Here is an 18,924-nt window from a genome sequence, read left to right on the forward strand (position 1 = left end):
CGTCCGGCGAGAGGAACCACGTGTCTCCGATCGCGGCGACGTTCCCGTTCCGCGCGACGACGGCGTGCGTGCCGGTCGTCCGCGTGCTGGAGCGACTGACGTTCGCGGCCGCGATGGCCGTCGTGGCCGTCTCACCGTGCACGACCGGCACCGCGGCGTCGAAGACCGCGCGATCGACGCCGTCGGCGAGACCGGTCGAACCGTCACCGCTCGGCGTCCCGTAGACGTACTGGAAGTTGTTCGCGTTGTCCGTCATGTCGAAGAGGTAGTCGGCGTCGAACGTCATCCCGCGACGGGCGGCGATGGCGTTCGGTTGGCCGCTCCCGGCCGCCGCCGTCCCGCTCGTGAGTCCGAGGAGCGACGACGTGCTCGTCGCCGCGCTCGGTGTGTCGCCGAGCAGGAGGACGCGGCCACCGTTGTCGGCGAACTGCGCGACGGCGGACGCCTCATCGCTGCCGTACGCCGCGGCCGGGTCGGCGACGACGTACGCGTCCGCGTCGGCGAGCGTCGCGTTCAACCCCGACGTGCCCGACCCGGAGAGGAGGGACGAGGACGAGCCACCGTGGGAGAATCGCACCTCGGCGCCGCCCCGAACGAGCGCGTCCACGAGCGGCTGGAGGTCCGCGCGGCCGACCGCGTTGCCGTGGGCGGCGTCGATGACGACGGTCTTCGACGCCGCGCCGTCGGGCACCGGGACGGAGCCGGTGTCGTCGACCGGCGTCGGCAGGAGCGCGCTCGTATTGTACGCGGGCGCGTCGGGCTGCGTCGAGCCGCTCGATCCGGTGGCGTCGGTCACGAGGCCGGCACCGGCCGTCACGACGACGACGGCGAGGAGGACGACGACGAACGCGCCGATCGCCTTCCGCAGGTCACGCGCTCGCATTCGCGATCACCTCCGTCCGCGGGCCCGCGACGGAGCCGTGGATCATCAGGTAGTGGACGGTCTCGACGCCCTGATCGCCGAACGTCGCGCTCGCGCTAGCCGACCCGCCGGAGGCGGCGTCGGCGCTGAGACCGAGTTGGCTGAGCACGCTCGGCGTCGGCGACTCCATCCGGACGACCCGGTAGTCGGAGAGACCGGCCCGCTCGGCGGCGTCCTGAATCGCGGTGTCGATGCCGCCGACTGCGTCCGCGAGACCGATCTGGACGCCCTTCGCGCCCGAGTAGAGCTTCGCGTGCGAGAGTTCGCTCTCGGTGAGCGAGAGCGCGTCGCCGCGCTCGGCCATCACGCTGCCGACGAACGCGCGTCGGAGCGCCTCGACGCGCCGACGGACTTCGGGCACGGTCGACGTCGATCCCTTATCAGGCCCGCTCACGATCTCGCCCGACGGGACGCCCTGCGTCGGGATCGTGGCGAGCACGCCGACGCTCCCCACGCTGCTCGCGGGCGTCACGTAGATCGCATCGGAGGCGACCGAGGTGTAGTAGCCGCCGGAGGCGGCCATCCCCGTCACGCTCGTGAGACGGGCATCACCTCGCGCGTGCGCTTGACGGCGAGGTAGAGCTGTTCGCTCGCCGCCGCGGCGCCGCCGGGGCTGTCGACGTCGAGGACGACGGCTTCGATCGAGTCGTTCCGTCTGGCCTCGCGGAGGTTATCGATGACCGCATCCGCGGTGTCGCTCGTGATGGTGCTGTGGAGTTCGATCACGGCGACGGTGCCGTCCGGGCCGGTCGTCCGGTTCCAGACGGTCGGGGCGACGGCCGCGCCGACGAGGAGACCGACGACGGCACCGACGAGGACGAGACGGCCGAGGCGCGAGCGATCGCGCCCGCTCACGCGGCGCCCACTCCGTTCGCGGTCGTCGTTTCGGTCGCGTTCGCCTCGTCGAGGGTGACGTTCGCGTAGCGGACCGTCTCGGTGACGTTCGCGCCGGTCGCCGTCGTCCACGTCGTCTCGACGCGGAGGGGGATCCGGCGCTCGACGTCGACCCAGACGCGGCGTTCGAGACCGTCCGCGGCGCTCGCGTTCCCGTCCCCGTCGGGGACGAGCGAGACGACCACGGACCGGTGCCCGTCGAGGACTGTCGTCCCGTCGATCGAGACGTCGTTCGTCCGGACGAGCGACGCCGCGAGCGCGCCGTAGGTGGCACCGCGTGCGGGCGCGCCGTCGGGTCCCGTCGCGAGGACCGGCGAACGTGCCGCCGACGCGTACGTTCGTGTCGTTCCCGCTCGCGGGCCGCTCTCGTACGTGACGGTGGCCGCGCCGTCCGTATCCGCGGAGAGGCGGGCGCTGACCGACGTCTCCCCGTTCGGGGTCTCGACCGTCTTCGTGACGGTGGCGCTGTACCGATCGATGGCGTCGTAGCGGTGCTGTACCTGCTCGCCGACCGCGTCGGCGTCCGAAATCCCGGTGCTCGACAGCGTCGAACAGCCGGCGAGAAGGAGGACTCCGACGAGCCCGAGACAGAGGGCACATCGTCTGCGTCTGTGGCGGGGCATGCACTCGCGACATCCGAATCCGTTTACATAACGGTTCTCATCTGATCGGATACTGATCAGTTCGGGACCGGATCGCCGAGCGTCCAGACGAGCGCGAGCCTCGCGTTCGTGCCGGCCGTTCTCTCGGCGCCTCTTGAGGAACGCGAACGCGATATACCGACCGGTTCGGCGCCCGAGAACCGGATTCGGCAACCGACACCTTTTGGCAGTCGCGTCCCGAAATCCCGACCATGACCACCGGAGTCGTCCTCCTGAACTTCGGCGAGCCGTCGGAGCCGACGCGCGAGGCAGTCGTCCCCTATCTCGAACGCATCTTCTACAACAACCGGTTCCTCGACGGCGACATGCCGGAAGACGAGGCCCGCGAGCGTTCGCGCGAACTCGCCGAGCGGCGCGCGCCGAGCCTCATCGAGGAGTACGAGGAGATCGGCGGCTCACCCCTCAATCCGCAGGCGCGGGCGCAAGTGGACGCCGTGGTCGAGACGCTCACCGAGCGCGGCCTCGACGTCACCGGCTACCTCGGCACGCAGTTCTCCGATCCGACCATCGCGGACGCGGTCGCGGCCGCGGAGGCCGACGGCGTCGACCGACTGGTCGGTCTCCCGATCTACCCCCTCTGCGGTCCGTCCACGACCGTCGCCGCGCTCTCGGACCTCAACGACGCGGTCGCGGACGCCGACTGGGACGTTCCCGTCGATCGCATCTCCGGCTGGCACCGCCACCCGGCCTACACGCGCCTGCGCGCCGACAACGTCCGCGAGTACGCCGACGAGGAAGGCGTCGATCTGACCGACGACGACACGATGGTCCTCTTCTCCGCGCACGGGACGCCGACCCATTACCTCGAAGAGGGGTCGCGCTACGACGTCTACGTCGACGAGTACACGACGGCGCTCGCGCACCTCCTCGGCGTCGAGGACTACGTCGTCGGCTATCAGAACCACGAGAACCGCGATATCCCGTGGACCGAACCCGAGACGGAGGACGTCGCCGTCGAGGGCGACGCCGAGCGCGTCGTCGTCGAGCCGGTGAGCTTCATGCACGAGCAGTCCGAGACCCTCTCAGAACTCGACGACGAGCTTCGCGAGGAACTCGAGTCGGCCGGCACGGAACTCCACCGAGTGCCCGTCCCGCACGACGACCCGCGCTTCGCCGACCTGCTCGCGGACCTCGTCGAGCCGTTCGCCGCCGACATCGACCCCGAGTACTACCAGCTCCGCGAGTGCCAATGTGCGGCCGAGGAGGGCGCGATGTGCCTGAACGCGCCGCGGGCCGAGTGAGCGTGTCGGCGGACGCATCGCGCGACGTCGACGTCGCGGTCGTCGGCGCGGGGATCACGGGTCTCGCGCTCACGCACGCCCTCGCCGAGCGCGGCGTTCCGAGCGTCGCGCTCGAAGCCACGGACGAAGCCGGTGGCGTCATCGACTCGAAGCCCCTTGACGACGGTCTCGTCGCCGAGCGCGGGCCGAACCGCATCCGACTGACCGAGGGCGTCGAGCGGCTCGTGGACGCCGCGGGTCTCCGCGACGACCTGCTGGTCGCGGACGACGACCTCCCGCTGTACGTCTACGCGGGCGGGCGCCTGCGCGAGGTGCCGTTCGACCTCTCGACGCTCGTCCGGACGGACCTCCTGCCGTGGCACGCGAAGCTCCGCCTGCTCGCCGAGCCGATCGCGGACGACGTCCGATCGGACGAATCCGTCGGCCACGCCGTCCGGCGGCTGGTCGGAGAAACGACGTACCGCAACCTCGTCGAGCCGATCTTCGGCGGGACGTACGGCTCCGATCCGGACCGGATGCCGGTCGAGCACGCGCTCCCCGCGCTCCGGCGGCTCCGAGCGGAGCACGGATCGCTCCTCCCCCCGCTCTTTCGACGCCTCCGCGGGGCGGGCGAGACGCCACCGCCGGTCTCGCTCCCGGGTGGTCTCCAGCGCCTCCCGACGGCGCTCGCCGACCGCTACGACGACCGGGTGCGCCTCGGCACGCCCGCGACCGGGATCGAACGCGACGGCGACCGATACGTCGTTTCGACCCCCGACGGACGCGTCACCGCCGACGACGTCGTGCTCACCGTCCCCGCGCCGGCCGCCGCGGATCTCCTCGACGGCGTCGCGCCGACATCGGCGGCCGCGCTCGGCGAACTGACGTACAACCCCCTCGCGATCGTGACGATGTACTCGGACGCGCGCCGCGAGGGCTTCGGCTATCAGGTGCGACGCACCGAGTCGCTGCGGACGCTCGGCGTCTCGTGGCACCACAGCCTCTTCGGGCGCACCGGGCAGTACACGGCGTTCCTCGGCGGAATGGCTGACGGCCGGATCGTCGAGATGGATCCCGAGGACGTCGGCGAGATCGCCGCCGAGGAGTTCGAGGTCGTGATGGACGCGGCCGCCCACGTCCGCGACGTCGCGCAGATGACGGACGCGCTCCCCGCGTACGACGAGTCGTGGGCCGCGCTCGATCGCGTCTCGCTCCCCGACGGACTCACGCTCGCGACGAACTACACGGCGCGCGTCGGCGTGCCGGGGCGCGTCCGCGAGGCCGAGCGCGTCGCCGACGACCTCGCCTGACCGCATATTTTCGGTACACCTAAAAACATCGGGGGCGTCCGGTGCGACGATGGCCGACTACGACCTCGACGACGTCAGCGTCGTCATGGGCGCGTACGACGAAGCGGACGCCATCGGGCACGTCCTCGACGCCGTCGAGGCGGCGACCGACGGCCGCGCGGAGGTCGTCGTCGTCGACTCCTCCAGCGACGGCACGGCGGCGATCGCCCGCGAGCGCGGCGCGCACGTCGTCGAGCAGGAGCCGAAGGGGTACGGTGCGGCGCTCTCGACCGCGCTCGCGACGAGCACGCGTCCCGTCGTCGTCACGACCGACTGCGACGACACGTACCCCTTAGAGCGCATCCCGGACTTCCTCGCGCGCGTGAACGAGGGGTACGACGTCGTGAGCGGCGATCGGCTCTACTGGGGCGCGGACGCGATGCCGGCGTTCAACCGGCTCGGGAACGCGGCCTTCGCCCTCGGCGCGTCCGCCCTCGCCGGCCGACGCCTCCACGACGTGACGACCGGGATGCGCGCCTACCGGCGCGACGTCCTGACGGCGATCGAGTGGACGGAGAACACCGGTCTGTCCGCGGAACTCCTCCTCCGGCCCGCGATGCGCGGCTACGACATCCGCGAGGAACCCATCGCGTACGGCGAACGCCGCGGCGAGACGACGCTCGACCCCCTGACCGGCGGGCGCGAGATCGCGGGCTCGATCCTGCGCGTCTGCGCCGCGGAGCGCGCGCGCTCGCTCCGTCAGCGCCTTCCGGTCTAGCGCCCCGCGACCGTCGCGTTCACGTGGTACCGGTCGTCGACCCGTCCCGGGAGGTAGGCCGCGCCGCCGCCGCAGGTCCGCGGGTCCGTGCAGGCCTCCACGTAGGGCGTGAGCGCCGCGCGCGTCCCGTTCCGATATCCCACCGGGAGTCGCGATCGGTAGCTGAAGCCGACGCTCGGCGCGCGTTGGACGTAGACCGTCGTCGTCACCTCGTCGCTGTCGTTCACGGGGAGGGCGCGCGTCGTCCCGGAACTCGCGGGCGCGACGCCGCCGACCCGAACCGCGGTGTCGTTCACGGCGAGCGTCACGGTGTGGTTCCCGGGCGTCGCGTTCAGCGCGTAGTAGCCGTGGCCGGCGTCGGTGGCGACGCGTATCGACGCGGAGTCCGACCCGCGAGGAACGCGGACGGTCAGTCGCTCCGTCAGTGTCCTCCCGCGGGTCACGTGCACCCGCTTCAGCGCCGGGTGGACGCTGAGATCGTCCGTCGGCACCCACGTCCCTCGGAACTCGTAGCGGTAGTAGGTGCGGTTCGGATAGGCGGCCGTGACCGCGAGCGAGCGCACGCCGTCGAGCGCGTAGAGCGTGTCGGCGTCGTATCCCGGATCGTTTCGCAGGTACTGGTAGGGGTGATTGAGCCAGTCCTGATACGTCGTCGGGAGGAAGACGACGGCGTCCGCGGGACCGCTCTCGCCGGTGAACGGCGCGTACCCCTGCTCGTACTCGGCGGTGTTCGCGGCGTTGCGCGAGAGCGGCCCGGCGAGCGCGCCCCCGACGGCCGCGGCGGCGAGCACGCAGGCGACGAGCGCGACGGTGAGCGCGACGCGCCGATCGACCCCGGCGAGGCGCGGCCAGACGTGCGCGCGGAGCCACCGGAGACCGAGCGCCGCGAACACCGCCGTCGGCGCGAGCAGCGCGAAGTGGTAGTAGGGGCCGAGGTATTGGAGGAGCCCCTGCGTGGCGTTGAAGTCCGGCGAGAGGAGGTTGTAGTTGCCCCAGAAGTAGACGTTCCCGAGGACGACGCTCGGGTAGAGGCCGGCGAGGGCGAGGACGCGCGCGTCGGCGTCGCGCCGTCGGCGTCGGACCGTCACGAGGCCGACGGCGGCGAGCGCGCTTCCGAGGAGACCGCCCGCGACCCAGCGCGAGAGGAGACGCCAGACGACGACGGCGTTGGCGCGCACGGCCACCGCGGGCGTGTAGTCGTGGCCGTACCCGCGGAGGGCGTGCGGGCCGAACCCGAGACCGTCGTGCGGCGCGAAGGCCTGATAGGGGAAGACGAACGCGCTCCCCGTGAGGTAGCGGTTGTACCCGAGCGCGACGAGCACCCCACACAAGCCGAGGGCGGCGGTGGCGAGGCGGCGGCGCGCGAGCGCGGGCGCCTCCGCTCCGCGATCGCCGCCCGAAGCGCCGACCGCGCGCGTCCGAGCGTCCACGCGGCGTGCGCGACGAACGGCAGGGCGAACAGCACGGCGGTGTACGGCCGCGAGAAGAAGGCCGCGCCGACGAGCGCGCCGGCGAGCGCCGCCCATCCCGTCTTTCCCGTCCGCTCGGCGCGCAGGTAGGCGACGGCGAAGCCGAGGTTCAGCGCCGCGACGGGCGCGTACGGGAGGAACGTCGCGGCGTCGACGACGAACAGCGGCGAGACGAGGACGAACCCGGCGGCGAGCAGGCCGACCGTCCGGTCGCGGATCTCGACTCCGAGGAGGTAGGTGAGACCGACGACGGCCGCGCCGACCGCGAACAGCGCGAGGCGGGCGTTCCCGAGCGCCGTTCCGGCGGCGTAGAGGACGGCGGGATAGGGCGCGTACTTCGCGTAGAGTCCGCGCGCGCCGTCGACGAAGAACCACGGACGGAAGGCGTCCGCGACGGGCGGGTGGAGGAAGAGCCGTCCGCGGAGGAGGAGGCTCGCCTGCTGGAGGTAGACCCCCTCGTCGTGATTGATCGTGTGATAGGGGAAGAGCGAGACGGCGAGTCCGAGGGCGAGCAGGCCGCCGAGGACGGCGAGAGCGACCGCGAGCCGCCGGCGTGCGCGCCCGTCCATGCCTACTCGGTCGGGTACCACGCGAGCGCGTGGTCGGCGACGAGTTCGACCGCGACGGGTTCGTCGACCTCGAAGCGCTCGGCGTGATTGTGCATGCAGCGCACCTCGTCGCCGTTGTCGAGACGGACGTGGTAGACGAAGGAAGGGCCGGTGTACTGGCGTTTCGTGATGTGGCCGTCGGCGGTGCTCTCGTTCGCCGGGGTCGCGCGGAGGTCGTCCGGGCGGACGAGCGTGTCGACGGTCGCGCCGACGTACTGGTCGGCGTAGCCGCGCAGGAGGTCGTGGTCGTAGGTGCCGATCGTCGTCTCGATGCGCGACTCGCCGATGTGCGTCGAGAGGAAGCCCGCCTGCCCGAGGAACGACGCGACGAAGCGCGACTCGGGGTCCTCGAAGACGTCGCCCGGCCGGCCGACCTGCTCGATGCGGCCGTCGTTCATCACGGCGACGCGCTCGGAGATGCTGAGGGCCTCCTCCTGATCGTGCGTGACGGAGACGGCGGTGACGCCCGCCTCCTTCAGGATCTCGCGGACCTCCTCGCGCATCCGCACGCGCAGGCGGACGTCGAGGTTGCTGAACGGCTCGTCGAGGAGGAGGATGTCGGGTTCGGGGGCGAGCGAACGCGCGAGCGCGACGCGCTGTTGCTGGCCGCCGGAGAGTTCGTCGGGCGCGCGCTCGCCCATTCCGGCGAGGTTCACGAGGTCGAGGAGGTCGTCGACGCGGCGGTCGGTCGCCTCGTCGTCGAGGTCCGTGAGACCGAAGGCGACGTTCTCGCGGACGTTCAGATGCGGGAAGAGAGCGAAGTCCTGAAAGACGACGCCGACGCCGCGATCCTCGGGTTCGACGAACGCCGCGTCCTCGCCCGCGACGTGGTCGCCGTTGAGTTCGACGGTGCCCTCGCTCGGGCGTTCGAGGCCCGCCATCAGGCGCAGCGTCGTCGTCTTCCCGCAGCCGGAGGGACCGAGGAGCGTCAGGAGTTCGCCCTCGCGGATGTCGATGGAGAGGTCGGTGACGGCTTCCTCCGTGCCGTAGCGTTTCGTGACGCCGTCGAGGCGGAGGACGACGTCGCCGGTGGCGTCGTCGCCCGCGCCCTCGGCGCGCGGCGCGCGCTCGGCGTCGTTCTCCCGGGTCGATTTCGGTCGCGTGTGGTTTGATTCGGACATCGTATCGGTCTTAGACGTCGTAACGCTCGCGCGCGAGCAGCACGAGCATCGAGAGTGCGGACACCCCCACGAGCACGAGCGCGGGGATCGCGGCCTCGCTGTAGTAGCCCGCTTCCTGGACTTTCCAGATGTACGTGACGAGCGTTCTGAAACCTGTCGGTTGCAACACGAGGGTCGCCTGCAACTCCTTCATCGTCGTGAGGAAGACGAGCGCGGCGCCAGCGGCGAGACCGGGGGCGACGAGCGGAATCGTCACGCGGCGGAACGCGGCGAGCGGGGAGTGTTCGAGGGTGCGCGCGGCTTCCGTCAGCGTGTCGTCCACTTGGAGGAACGACGAGCGCACGGAGCCGACGGCCTGCGGGAGGAAGCGGACGACGTACGCGAAGACGAGCATCGGGAGCGTCTGGTAGAGCGCGGGGACGAACGCCGTTCCGAAGTAGACGAGCGAGATGCCGAGGACGAGACCGGGGACGGCGTACCCGACGTAGGAGACGCGGTCGACGACCGTCGAGAGGGGCGAGTCGGAGCGCGCCGCGTAGTACGCGACGGGGAGGGAGGCGACGAGGGCGGCGACGGCCGCGAGCGCCGACACCTCGACGGAGTGGAGGACGTCGGAGAGGTGGAAGGCGAAGCCGGCATAGGTGGTCCCCGTTCGGTAGTGCCACTTGACGAGGATGGCGAGAGGGACGCCGATGGCGAGCACCGCGACGGCGGCGGGGAAGAGCGTCGCCGGCCACCGCCAGCGGCCGAGGCGGACGCTCCCCGGGCGCCCGCTCCCGCCGCCGCTGAAGCCCGCGTTCGCGTCGCCGCTGACACGCGACTCCAGAACGAGGACGACGGCGACGACGACGAGCAGCTCCATGCTCAACAGCGCGGTGTATCCGGGTTGGGCGTAGTTGTTGTACTGCACGTAGATCTGGCGCATGAACGTGTCGTAGTGCATGATCGCGGGCGTCCCGAAGTCCGCGAGCGAGTCGAGCGCGGTGAGGAGGACGCCAGCGCTGATCGCGGGGAGCACCTGCGGGAGGACGATCTCGCGGAGCGCGCCGATCGAGCTGCGATCGAGGGTGCGCGCCGCCTCGACGAGCGTCTCGTCCACGGAGAGGAGCCCCGCGCGCGTCGTGAGGAAGACGTACGGGTAGGTGAACAGCGTGAAGACGATCACGGTGCCCTGAAGCCCGTAGATGGTCGGGATCGAGGTGACGCCGAGCGGGACGAGCGCGTCCGCGAACGCGCCGTGCGGGCCGAACGCGGAGGCGAACGCGAACGCGCCGATGTACTCGGGGATGACGAGCGGGAGCGCCGCGGTCACGGTCCAGAACCGGCCGAACGGGAGGTCGGTCTGGACGGTCAGCACGGCGAGCGGAACGCCGATGAGCACGGAGAACGCGCTCACGGCGGCGATGACGACGACGCTGTTCACGAGCACTTGGAGCGTCCCGGGGGAGACGAGGAGCGCGAACGCGTCGGGCGGCGCGCCGAGGGCGCGGACGACCATCCAAATGACCGGCGAGGCGACGAGGAGCGCGAAACACGTCGCGAGGGCGGCGATCGCTCGGTGGCGCCGCCGCTCGTCGCCGAACTCGGCGAGGCCGATCAGGCGATCGCGGACGGTCACGTCAGCTGAGAACGCCCGTCTGCCGCAGGAGGTCGAGCGTCGGCTGGACGTTCGCGAGCTTCGTCAGATCGAGGTCCGGCGGATTGAGCGCGGAGAGCGCCGGGAGCTGTTCGACGGGATCGACGCCGCCGATCATCGGATAGGCGAACGACCACGTCGCGAGGAACTCTTGGGCCTCCGCGCTCAGGAGGTGGTGGACGAAGTTCTGCGCCAGCTCCGGATTGCTCGTGTCCTTCATGACCTCCGCGCCCGCGACGTCAACGAGCGCGCCCGCGTCGTTCTTCGTGAACGCGAGGTCGATGGGCGCGTTCGGCCGCGAGGAGATCACGCGGATCGTGTAGTAGTGGTTCGCGATACCGGCGCCGATCTCGCCGTCCGCGACGGCGTTCGAGACGTACCACTCGTTCTTGTACTGGCTCATTCCGCCGTGTCCGCGCTCTTGCATGCCGTTGAGCCACGAGCGGGTCGCGTCCTCGCCCTCGAGGACGCGCATCGCGGTGACGAACGACTGGAACGCCGGGTAGGACGGTGCCCACCCCATCTTCGCGTCGAGGTCCGCGGTGTCGGTGAACGCGTCGATGCTGTCCGGGACGTCGCTCTCAGAGAACTGTTTCGTGTTGTATGGGATGGCGCGCGCGCGGCCGGCGACACCGGTCCACGCGTCCGTGTGGTAGCGGCTCGGGACGAGGTCCGTCGTGTCGCCGTCTAGCGACGCGGCGAGGTCGGCGTCCTCGACGACGCCGAGTGAGCCCGCGTCGTTCGCCCAGAAGACGTCCGCGCGGACCTGTCCGTTCTGCCCCTCGGTGAGCACCTGATTGGCCGCGCTGTAGCGCGTGTGGACGGTGAAGTCCGGGTAGTGCTTCTGGAGGAGGGTCGCGAGCTGCTGATAGAGACCGCCTTCGCCACCGCCGATGTAGAGCGTCAACTCCCCCTCGAGATCCGGCATCTCCGTGATCGACGGTCCGCCGGGCATCGGGCGGTCCTGCACGAGCGGACTCGACCCGCGCCAGTTCGAGATGTCGACGTCGCGCGAGGTCGACGTGCTCGTCGTGCCGGTGCTCGTCGTACCGGTGCTCGTCGTGCTCGACGTGGTCTCTTCACCGCCGCCGGAGAAGATGCCGTTACACCCGGCGAGCGCTGCCGTGCCGATCACCGAACCCGCTGCGAGGAACTGACGCCGCGTCGGCGTATCTCGGTCGCCCATTATTCTTTTAGGTTCGCCTAAATCACTTATAGCTGTCGGAACGTACCGCCGTCGGCGAGCGCGTCGAGACACGACAACCACTCCCGGAGGCGTTCGCCGCAGCGGTTCAGGAAGGCCCCGTTGCGGTACGTCGAGAAGTCACCCGCGACGAGTTCGTCCGCGACCGCGCGCGCCACCGCCGCGTAGGCGTCGACGCGCGCGCCGCCATCGGCCGCGAGGGGGTCTCCACTCGCGTCACCGTCCGGAAGCGTCGGCTCCGCGCGGTCGATCACCTCCCAGACGTGCTCGTTCAGTTCGAGACCCGCGACCTCGTCCGCGAGGTCGTCGAACGTCGAGCGCGGCGCCTTCTCGTGGCGACAGAGGGGGCGACCGTTGTAGAGTCTGGTCCCGACGGCGTCGCACGCCCGCTTCAACAGGAGGCCGCTCCAGATGTCGTCGAAGCGCCCGACGCCCCACTCGTTGTCGTCCATCGGGAACTGGTAGAAGGCGGGGACGACCTCGCGGCGGAAGGCGAGGTTCATCGAGCAGACGGTGAGGTAGTGCCCGCGCGCCGCGACGAAGTCCGTCGGGAAGTCCGCTGACGACGTTCGCGTCGCCGCCTGCCCGCGGAGGTCGCCGTCGTTCAGGATGCGCACCGCGTCGAGATCGGGGACGTCCGTCCAGAGGCCCTGCGAGGCGACGACGTCCGACACCTCGGTCGTTCGCCGCTCGACCGTCTCGTCCATCGCCGCGTACGGGTAGCCGCGCGGGTAGAGGTCTCCCTCGGCGTCGTCGAGGACGTTCACCCACCGCTCGTCCGAGGCGCGCTCGACGAGGTCGCCCTCGTACGCGAGGTTCGCGAGGTGCGTCCCGAAGAAGTCCACGCCCTCGTGGGGCCGCGTGTCGTCGTCGAGGAAGGCCCCGTAGTCGTGGCCCGCCGCCCAGAGGTAGAGGAGACCGAACGAGGTCTGGGCGTGCGAGCGCGCGGGGATCAGGTCGCGGTGCTCGGCGATCCCGTGCGACTCGAACCACCGATCGCGGGCCGACCCGTCGTAGACGCCGCCCGCGACCCCGAGGTCGTCGAGCATCGCGCGCATCTCCCCGGTCGGACAGTCGTCCTCGGTGACGAGGCAGAACTCGAGACGGTCCGTGTCGAAACCGTGCGCGCGGGCGTTGGCGACGTAGTCCCGCACGCACCCGTACTCGCGGATCGTGGGGACGACGACGCAGACGTCGGGGTCGCTCATCTCGTTACCCGAACATGGTTTAGCCCAGCCTAAAAGACGTCGGTATGGTTCAGAGTCGCTCGCGGAGACGATCGGCCGCGTAGAGCGAGAGCGCCGCGATCGTCAGCGTCGGATTCATCGCGCCCGTCGTCGGGAACACCGAACTCCCCGCGATCGTGAGGTTCGAGAGGTCGTGCGTTCGCAGCTCCGGGTCCACGACGCTCGTCGACGGGTCCACACCCATCCGCGTCGTCCCCATGTGGTGGAACGCCGGCCCGGTCTTCTCCGGCCCGATCTCCCAGCGGATCTCCGCGTCCAGTTCGCTCAGGATCCCGCGCTGGATCTCGTTCGCCCGCTCGATGGTCCGCTTCGTCCGGTCGTCGAGCGACCAGACGACGTCCGGCACCGGACTCCCGTGGTCGTCGGTCTTCGAGCGGTCGAGACGCACCCGGTTCTCGTACTGGGGGACCTGCTCGACGAGCGCGCCGACCCCGACCTGATTCCCGTACTCGCGCCTGACGTCATCGAGCAGGTCGTCGCCGAGCGCGTCCCCGGAGAGCGCGACGTCCGCGGGCGTCGGTCCCGCGTAGTTGTGGAACTCCAGTTTGATCGCCGTCCGCGAGCCGTCCGACGGGCGCTCGTAGAACTGGTGGCTGTTCGTCGTGTTGAATCCGACGTGGTGCTGGCGCGTGCGCTCGTCGACGACGCCGCCGACGCCAGCGTAGAAGTGGTCCGTGAAGTACCGCCCGACCAGCCCCGAGGTGTTCGCGAGACCGTCCGGGTACTGCGGACTCTCGGAGAGGAGGAGGAGGCGCGGCGTCTCGACGCCCCCCGCGGCGAGCACGAACTCGTCGGCCTCCTGTCTGAACTCCCCGTCCGGCGTCGCGTACACCGCGGCCGTCACGCGCTCGCCCGCGTCGTCGTGTTCGAGGCGCTGGACGGCCGCGCGGTCGATCACGCGCGCGCCGGCGTCCTCGGCCTTCGAGACGTGGACCGTCGCGTCGTACTTCGCGCCCGAGGGGCAGACCGGCTTGCAGGTGCCGTACCCCTGACACTCGCTCCGCCCCTGATAGGACTCGGAGTTCCGCGCGTTCGGCACCGAGTGCGTCGCGATGCCGCGGGCCTCGCACGCCTCGGCGAATATCGAGTCCGAATAGGATGGTTCGAACGCCGGCAGCGGGAACGGCGTTTCTCTGGGCGGCGCGAAGGGGTTGTCGCTCGCGCCCGCGACGCCGAACGCCCGCTCGGCGGCCGCGTAATGGGACCGGAGGTCCGCGTACGAGAGCGGCCAGTCGGTCCCGAGACCCGTCTCGGTGTGTAGGCGGAAGTCGGACTCGTGGAGGCGCATCACCATCCCCTGCCAGTGGAGGGTGCTCCCGCCGACGCCCTTCACGCGCGCGTCGTTCAGCGGATAGGACTTCGGTCCCGTCGAGGTGAACGCGTCGCGCTCCGCGTGCTCGTCGACGCCGGTCCCCCACGGTGCCGTCTCGCCCGGCCGGATCGCCGTCTCCTCGCGCGCGGGCCGGTCAGCGGGGTCGAAGCGCGGGCCGGCGTCCAGCACCACGACGTCGTGTCCCGCCGCCGCCAGCCGGTGGGCGACGAGCGCGCCCGCCGGCCCGGCGCCGACCACGCAGACGTCCGCGTCCGCGCGGGGCGTGCGGTCGGTCACTGCGGTCCCCGCTGGTAGGAGGTGTCGCCACCCGGGTAGCCCGGCGGGTTCTCCAGCCCCGCGAGGCCCGCGCCGGTCGGACTCGTGTAGAGCGCGTAGAGCAGTTCGTTCACGAGGTAGTGACGGATCCGCTCGCTGCGCCCGCCCGACGGGTCCGGCGTGGCGACGACGGCACCGATCTCGTGGAGCGCGTCCGCCCGCGCGTCGTCGTCGTCGAGGGCGGCGAAGCGATCGTCGAACCACGACGTGCAGGCGTCATCGAGGTCCGCGACGGCCTCGCGGACGCCCGCGCGGTAGTCGGCGTCGTCGTTCACGCGCGCGACCGAGTAGCGCCGCGCGAAGTCGGGGACGTTCGACACCGCGCTCGGGTAGGCGACCTCGGCGACGGCGACGAGCGTGGCCGTCTCGTGGTCCGTGAGCGGCGGGTCGGCCGATCCGCCGTCGCGCTCGGCGTACTCGTGTGCACCCGCGCCGACGACCCCGGCGGCCGCGAGCGCGGCGAGGACGTCGCGTCTCGTCAGCTCCATCGAGGGGTAATTAGGCAAACCTAAACTTGAGCGTGTCGTCTCGCCGAGCGGGCGCCGCGCGGTCGGGTTCAGGTCGACCTAAACATCGACAACGTTTTTAGGGTATCCTAAAAAGAATGGGGCGATGACCGATCAAGATGGGTCGTCCCGTCGGACGTTCCTCAAGGGTACCAGCGCACTCGCCGCCGCAGGCGTGCTCGGCGGCTACTCGACGAAGAACGCGGCCGCGGCGCTCTCGACGCCGACCGTCGCACACGATCCCGACGTGACCTCGCCGGATCTGGAGAAGTTCGTCGCCGACCTCACCGTCCCCGACACGATCGAGCCGGCCGGGACGAAGGACGGTCGGGACCACTACGAAGTGTCGATGCAGGAGGCGAAACACTCCTTCCACCCCGACCTCCCCGACACGACCATCTGGGGGTACAACGGGCAGTTCCCGGGACCGACCTTCGACGTCCAGCGCGGCCAGCCGATCTCCGTCCACTGGTCGAACGACGAGCTCCCGAGCGAGCACATCTTCCCCGTCGACACCTCGCTCCCCGCCCAGCAGGGCGAACCCGAGGTCCGCAACGTCGTCCACGTCCACGGGAGCAACGTCGACTCCATCGACGACGGCCACCCCGAGGCGTGGTACTCGCCGTCGGGCGACGACACGGGCGCGTACTACGCGGGCGACACCTACCAGTACGAGAACCACCAGCCGGCGACGACGCTCTGGTACCACGACCACGCGCTCGGCGCGAACCGGCTGAACGTCCACGCCGGCCTCGCGGGCATGTACGTCATCCGCGGTGACGTCGGCGGCACCGAGAAGCTCCCGTCGGGCGACTACGAGGTGCCCCTCGTCCTTCAGGATCGCACGTTCAACGCGGACGGCTCCGCGTACTACCCGGGACCGACGCTCGGCGGCATCGAACCGAGCATCGTCGAGATGTTCTTCGGCGACGTCTCCACCGTCAACGGCACCGCGTGGCCGCGCATGGAGGTCGAGCCCCGCAAGTACCGCTTCCGCGTCCTCAACGCCGCGAACGCCCGCTTCTACCAGCTCGCGCTCAAGGGGTACGACGAGGAGACGGGCGAACTCACCGGCGAGGACGGACCCGACTTCGTGCAGGTCGCCAACGACGGCGGCTACCTGAACGAACCCGTGACCCTCGACGAACGCCTCCTCCTCGGTCCCGCCCAGCGCGGCCAGTGGGTCGTCGACTTCTCCGACTACGCCGGCGAGAGCCTCCTCCTCCACAACGACGCCTCCACGCCCTACCGCGGCGGCAACCCCGCCCGCGAGAATCAGGTGCCCCTCTCCGACGTGATGCGCTTCGACGTGCAGGACACCGAGGTCGAGGACGAGAGCTCGGTCCCGAACCGCTTCGGGCCGCTCCCGCGCCTCGGCGACGCGACCTCCGAGACCGGCTCGAAGCCCGTCCCCGAGCTGACCGAGGACGACGCCGTTCAGGAGCGCGTGCTGACCCTCAACGAGACGACGGACGACGCGGGGCGCGTCCTCCTCCTGCTCGACGGCCTGCGCTACGACGACGAGACGACGGAGCGCCCGACCGTCGGGACGACCGAGGTCTGGCACCTCGTCAACGTCACGGACGCCGCCCACCCGATCCACCTGCACCTCGTCCAGTTCCAAGTGCTCGGCCGGCAGGGCTTCGACATCGGCCAGTTCAACAACTCGGGGATGATCCAGCCGACCTCGCACGTCCGCGGGCCGCGCGATCAGGAGCAGGGATGGTCGGACACCGTCACCGCCGCCCCCGGCGAGGTCACGAGCGTCGTCGCCCACTTCGGCGAGTACGACGGTCTCTTCCGCGATATCACCGGTCTCTACGTCTGGCACTGCCACATGCTCGAGCACTCGAACCACGAGATGATCCGCCCGATGGAGGTCGATCCCGAGAACTACCACCAGGACTAGGGCCCTAGTACTCCCAGTTCTTCGCGGTTTCGACGAACGTCCGGACGTTCTCCACCGGGGTCTCCGCGTGGACGCCGTGCCCGAGGTTGAGCACGTGCCCGCGCGGGCCCGCGGTCTCGATGACCTTCTCCGTCTCCCGCCGGACGAACGACTCGTCGCCGAAGAGGTACTGCGGGTCGAGGTTCCCCTGCACCGCGACGTCGCCGAGTTCGTCCCGCGCGTCGGCGATGTCGACCGTCCAGTCGAGGCTGACGGCGTCCGGGTCGGCGTCGGCGAGCGCGTCGAGACGGCCCGCCATGTTGCGCACGAAGAGGATGACGGGCGCGTCGACGCCCGCGCAGATCCGGCGGTGGAGCGGCTGGAGGAACTCGCGGTAGTCCGCGGGCGGGAGTTCGCCCGCGTAGGTGTCGAACAGTTGAACGACGTCCGCGCCGTTGTCGATCTGGTACTGGAGCGAGTCGAGGACGGCGTCCGCGATGACGTCGAGGAGCGCGCGGAAGGCCTCGGGGTGGCGCGCGCGGAACTGCCGAATCTCGTCGTGACGCGACGACCCGCCGGCGACGATGTACGAGGCGAGGGTGAACGGACCGCCGGCGAAGCCGATGAGGGACGTCTCGTCGCCGACCGAGCCATCGAGGCGCTCCAAGAGCGCGCCGACGTAGTCGAGTTCGTCGGCGACGGACGCGTATTCGTCGGGCACGTCCGCGGGTCCCGTGATGGGGTCGGCGATCACGGGACCGACGCCGCTCTCGATGCGGTAGTCGAAGCCCAGCGGTTCGAGGACGGTGAGGATGTCCGAGAACATCACGACGCCGTCGGGCCGGTAGCGCTCCCACGGGAGGAGGGTGATGCGTTCCGCCACCTCGGGGGTCTTGATGGCCTCCAAGAAACTGTACTCCTCGCGGATCTCGCGGTACTCGGGGATGTGCCGTCCCGCCTGTCGCATCAGCCAGACCGGCGGGCGCTCGACGCGCTCGCCCCGAACCGCCCGCACGAGAAGCTTCTCCATACCGGAGTGAACGAGACGCGGCAGGTAACTCTGTTGTTCCCGCATCGGCCCCCGGAGTTACGGCGATCCGCGCGAAAGGGCGAGATGCATGTACGACGACATCCTGCTCGCGACCGACGGTACCATCGCGTCCGAGAACGCCGCGTCCCACGCGATCGAACTCGCGGAGACCCACGACGCCGACCTGCACGTCCTCTACGTCGTCGACGAGGACGTCTACTCGGCGTACAGCGGCGACGAGTACGTCGATGAGGCCGAGGGACCGGAGCACGGTCTCGAAGAGTCGGGCGAGGAGGCCATCGAGGCGGTGCGCGAGGCGGCCAGCGCCACGGGCGTCGACGTCCGCGGCGAACTCCGTCACGGCGATCCCGCGAAGACGATCGTCGACTACGCGGACGAGGCGGACGCCGACCTCGTCGTCCTCGGGACGCAGCACCGGCCGGCCGAGTACCGCGCGCTCCTCGGCAGCGTCACCGATCGCGTGCTCCGGCTGACGGCGCGCCCGGCCATCGTCGTGAAGACCGAGGCCGAAGCCGAGGGGTAGGGGGCGTCACACCTCACCGCACGTCTCACTCGCGTACTTCTCACTCGCGCACTTCTCGCCCGCGTACTTCTCGCCCGCGTACTTCTCGCCCACGCTCACTCGCGTACTTCTCGCCCACGCTCACTCGCGCGCCTTTCACTCGCGCACGCGGCTCCTGCGCGCCACTCCCGCGCGAATGCGAGAGCGACGCGGTCTGTCGCGACGACGCCGTCGCGGCCCCACCGTGTCCGCCGTTCGAGCCGAGTTACCTCAAACGGG

Annotated in this window: 18 protein-coding genes; 5 read left to right on the forward strand and 13 right to left on the reverse strand. The window is 70.6% G+C overall.

The genetic code is table 11. The features are described 5' to 3' along the window. The 4 genes from AOZ13_RS06660 to AOZ13_RS06670 form a co-directional block, all read right to left on the reverse strand. On the reverse strand, nucleotides 1-883 hold an 883-nt coding region (locus tag AOZ13_RS06660), incomplete at its 3' end, for a hypothetical protein (RefSeq protein ID WP_049933933.1). After that, nucleotides 870-1,445, reverse strand: coding sequence for a S49 family peptidase (locus AOZ13_RS14900; RefSeq protein ID WP_234402843.1), 576 nt, complete (start codon nucleotides 1,443-1,445; stop codon nucleotides 870-872). The genes AOZ13_RS06660 and AOZ13_RS14900, both read right to left, overlap by 14 nt. Nucleotides 1,446-1,450: 5 nt before the next feature. Further along, nucleotides 1,451-1,777, reverse strand: a complete 327-nt coding sequence (locus tag AOZ13_RS14905) for a Clp protease/crotonase-like domain-containing protein (protein WP_234402844.1) — start codon at nucleotides 1,775-1,777, stop codon at nucleotides 1,451-1,453. Next, on the reverse strand, nucleotides 1,774-2,439 hold the full coding sequence (locus tag AOZ13_RS06670; protein ID WP_020221252.1) for a LolA-like protein: 666 nt from the start codon (nucleotides 2,437-2,439) through the stop codon (nucleotides 1,774-1,776). The genes AOZ13_RS14905 and AOZ13_RS06670 overlap by 4 nt, the downstream gene beginning before the upstream one ends. A 230-nt stretch (nucleotides 2,440-2,669) precedes the next feature. Here AOZ13_RS06670 and hemH point away from each other — a divergent pair, with 230 nt between their 5' ends. The 3 genes from hemH to AOZ13_RS06685 are packed head-to-tail and all read left to right on the forward strand — an operon-like array spanning nucleotide 2,670 to nucleotide 5,765. Next, nucleotides 2,670-3,719 (forward strand): ferrochelatase, encoded by a 1,050-nt coding sequence (gene hemH, locus AOZ13_RS06675; protein ID WP_020221253.1) that lies wholly within the window; start codon nucleotides 2,670-2,672, stop codon nucleotides 3,717-3,719. Further along, nucleotides 3,692-5,008, forward strand: coding sequence for a protoporphyrinogen oxidase (hemG, locus tag AOZ13_RS06680; protein WP_199897002.1), 1,317 nt, complete (start codon nucleotides 3,692-3,694; stop codon nucleotides 5,006-5,008). Before hemH ends, hemG begins: the two co-directional genes overlap by 28 nt. A gap of 49 nt (nucleotides 5,009-5,057) precedes the next feature. Continuing rightward, nucleotides 5,058-5,765 (forward strand): dolichyl-phosphate hexose transferase, encoded by a 708-nt coding sequence (locus tag AOZ13_RS06685; protein ID WP_020221255.1) that lies wholly within the window; start codon nucleotides 5,058-5,060, stop codon nucleotides 5,763-5,765. Here AOZ13_RS06685 and AOZ13_RS15885 read toward each other — a convergent pair. From AOZ13_RS15885 to AOZ13_RS06720, 8 genes are read right to left on the reverse strand one after another with little or no spacing between them, the layout of a single operon-like run. Then, nucleotides 5,762-6,949 (reverse strand): DUF7846 domain-containing protein, encoded by a 1,188-nt coding sequence (locus AOZ13_RS15885; protein WP_449404298.1) that lies wholly within the window; start codon nucleotides 6,947-6,949, stop codon nucleotides 5,762-5,764. The two genes, AOZ13_RS06685 and AOZ13_RS15885, sit on opposite strands and share 4 nt — an antisense overlap. Then, on the reverse strand, nucleotides 6,850-7,803 hold the full coding sequence (locus AOZ13_RS14910) for a glycosyltransferase family 39 protein (RefSeq protein WP_234402845.1): 954 nt from the start codon (nucleotides 7,801-7,803) through the stop codon (nucleotides 6,850-6,852). Before AOZ13_RS14910 ends, AOZ13_RS15885 begins: the two co-directional genes overlap by 100 nt. A 2-nt stretch (nucleotides 7,804-7,805) precedes the next feature. Continuing rightward, complete coding sequence (locus tag AOZ13_RS06695) at nucleotides 7,806-8,963, reverse strand: ABC transporter ATP-binding protein (protein WP_020221854.1); 1,158 nt, start codon at nucleotides 8,961-8,963, stop codon at nucleotides 7,806-7,808. 10 nt (nucleotides 8,964-8,973) lie between these two features. After that, nucleotides 8,974-10,581, reverse strand: a complete 1,608-nt coding sequence (locus AOZ13_RS06700; protein WP_020221853.1) for an ABC transporter permease — start codon at nucleotides 10,579-10,581, stop codon at nucleotides 8,974-8,976. A 1-nt stretch (nucleotide 10,582) separates the two neighbouring features. Then, entirely contained in the window at nucleotides 10,583-11,785 is a 1,203-nt protein-coding gene (locus AOZ13_RS06705) for an extracellular solute-binding protein (RefSeq protein ID WP_020221852.1), read from the reverse strand. Between the two features lie 26 nt (nucleotides 11,786-11,811). Beyond that, nucleotides 11,812-13,011: a hypothetical protein gene (locus tag AOZ13_RS06710; RefSeq protein ID WP_020221851.1), complete on the reverse strand. Its 1,200-nt coding sequence runs from the start codon at nucleotides 13,009-13,011 to the stop codon at nucleotides 11,812-11,814. Between the two features lie 49 nt (nucleotides 13,012-13,060). Beyond that, nucleotides 13,061-14,659 (reverse strand): GMC family oxidoreductase, encoded by a 1,599-nt coding sequence (locus AOZ13_RS06715; protein WP_021780154.1) that lies wholly within the window; start codon nucleotides 14,657-14,659, stop codon nucleotides 13,061-13,063. Continuing rightward, nucleotides 14,656-15,186 (reverse strand): hypothetical protein, encoded by a 531-nt coding sequence (locus tag AOZ13_RS06720; RefSeq protein ID WP_021780155.1) that lies wholly within the window; start codon nucleotides 15,184-15,186, stop codon nucleotides 14,656-14,658. The genes AOZ13_RS06715 and AOZ13_RS06720 overlap by 4 nt, the downstream gene beginning before the upstream one ends. A gap of 124 nt (nucleotides 15,187-15,310) precedes the next feature. Here AOZ13_RS06720 and AOZ13_RS06725 point away from each other — a divergent pair, with 124 nt between their 5' ends. Then, nucleotides 15,311-17,113: a multicopper oxidase domain-containing protein gene (locus AOZ13_RS06725; RefSeq protein WP_020222303.1), complete on the forward strand. Its 1,803-nt coding sequence runs from the start codon at nucleotides 15,311-15,313 to the stop codon at nucleotides 17,111-17,113. Between the two features lie 4 nt (nucleotides 17,114-17,117). Here AOZ13_RS06725 and hemE read toward each other — a convergent pair whose 3' ends face one another. Next, nucleotides 17,118-18,122 carry a uroporphyrinogen decarboxylase gene (hemE, locus tag AOZ13_RS06730; RefSeq protein ID WP_021780156.1) on the reverse strand — a complete coding sequence of 335 codons (1,005 nt, stop codon included), beginning with the start codon at nucleotides 18,120-18,122 and terminating at the stop codon, nucleotides 17,118-17,120. Nucleotides 18,123-18,210: 88 nt separating this feature from the next. On the opposite strand from hemE, the gene AOZ13_RS06735 reads away from it, so the two are divergent. Continuing rightward, nucleotides 18,211-18,666: a universal stress protein gene (locus AOZ13_RS06735; protein ID WP_020222306.1), complete on the forward strand. Its 456-nt coding sequence runs from the start codon at nucleotides 18,211-18,213 to the stop codon at nucleotides 18,664-18,666. The last annotated feature ends 258 nt before the right edge of the window (nucleotides 18,667-18,924 follow it).

Source organism: Halarchaeum acidiphilum MH1-52-1 (genome assembly GCF_000474235.1).
In the GTDB taxonomy this organism is placed as follows: domain Archaea; phylum Halobacteriota; class Halobacteria; order Halobacteriales; family Halobacteriaceae; genus Halarchaeum; species Halarchaeum acidiphilum.

Coding starts and splice junctions, on each gene's coding strand:
- AOZ13_RS14900 (WP_234402843.1), bottom strand. CDS start 1,445: ATGGCCGCCTCCGGCGGCTACTACACCTCGGTCGCCTCCGATGCGATC.
- AOZ13_RS06670 (WP_020221252.1), bottom strand. CDS start 2,439: ATGCCCCGCCACAGACGCAGACGATGTGCCCTCTGTCTCGGGCTCGTC.
- hemH (WP_020221253.1), top strand. CDS start 2,670: ATGACCACCGGAGTCGTCCTCCTGAACTTCGGCGAGCCGTCGGAGCCG.
- AOZ13_RS06685 (WP_020221255.1), top strand. CDS start 5,058: ATGGCCGACTACGACCTCGACGACGTCAGCGTCGTCATGGGCGCGTAC.
- AOZ13_RS14910 (WP_234402845.1), bottom strand. CDS start 7,803: ATGGACGGGCGCGCACGCCGGCGGCTCGCGGTCGCTCTCGCCGTCCTC.
- AOZ13_RS06695 (WP_020221854.1), bottom strand. CDS start 8,963: ATGTCCGAATCAAACCACACGCGACCGAAATCGACCCGGGAGAACGAC.
- AOZ13_RS06705 (WP_020221852.1), bottom strand. CDS start 11,785: ATGGGCGACCGAGATACGCCGACGCGGCGTCAGTTCCTCGCAGCGGGT.
- AOZ13_RS06710 (WP_020221851.1), bottom strand. CDS start 13,011: ATGAGCGACCCCGACGTCTGCGTCGTCGTCCCCACGATCCGCGAGTAC.
- AOZ13_RS06720 (WP_021780155.1), bottom strand. CDS start 15,186: ATGGAGCTGACGAGACGCGACGTCCTCGCCGCGCTCGCGGCCGCCGGG.
- AOZ13_RS06725 (WP_020222303.1), top strand. CDS start 15,311: ATGACCGATCAAGATGGGTCGTCCCGTCGGACGTTCCTCAAGGGTACC.
- hemE (WP_021780156.1), bottom strand. CDS start 18,122: ATGGAGAAGCTTCTCGTGCGGGCGGTTCGGGGCGAGCGCGTCGAGCGC.
- AOZ13_RS06735 (WP_020222306.1), top strand. CDS start 18,211: ATGTACGACGACATCCTGCTCGCGACCGACGGTACCATCGCGTCCGAG.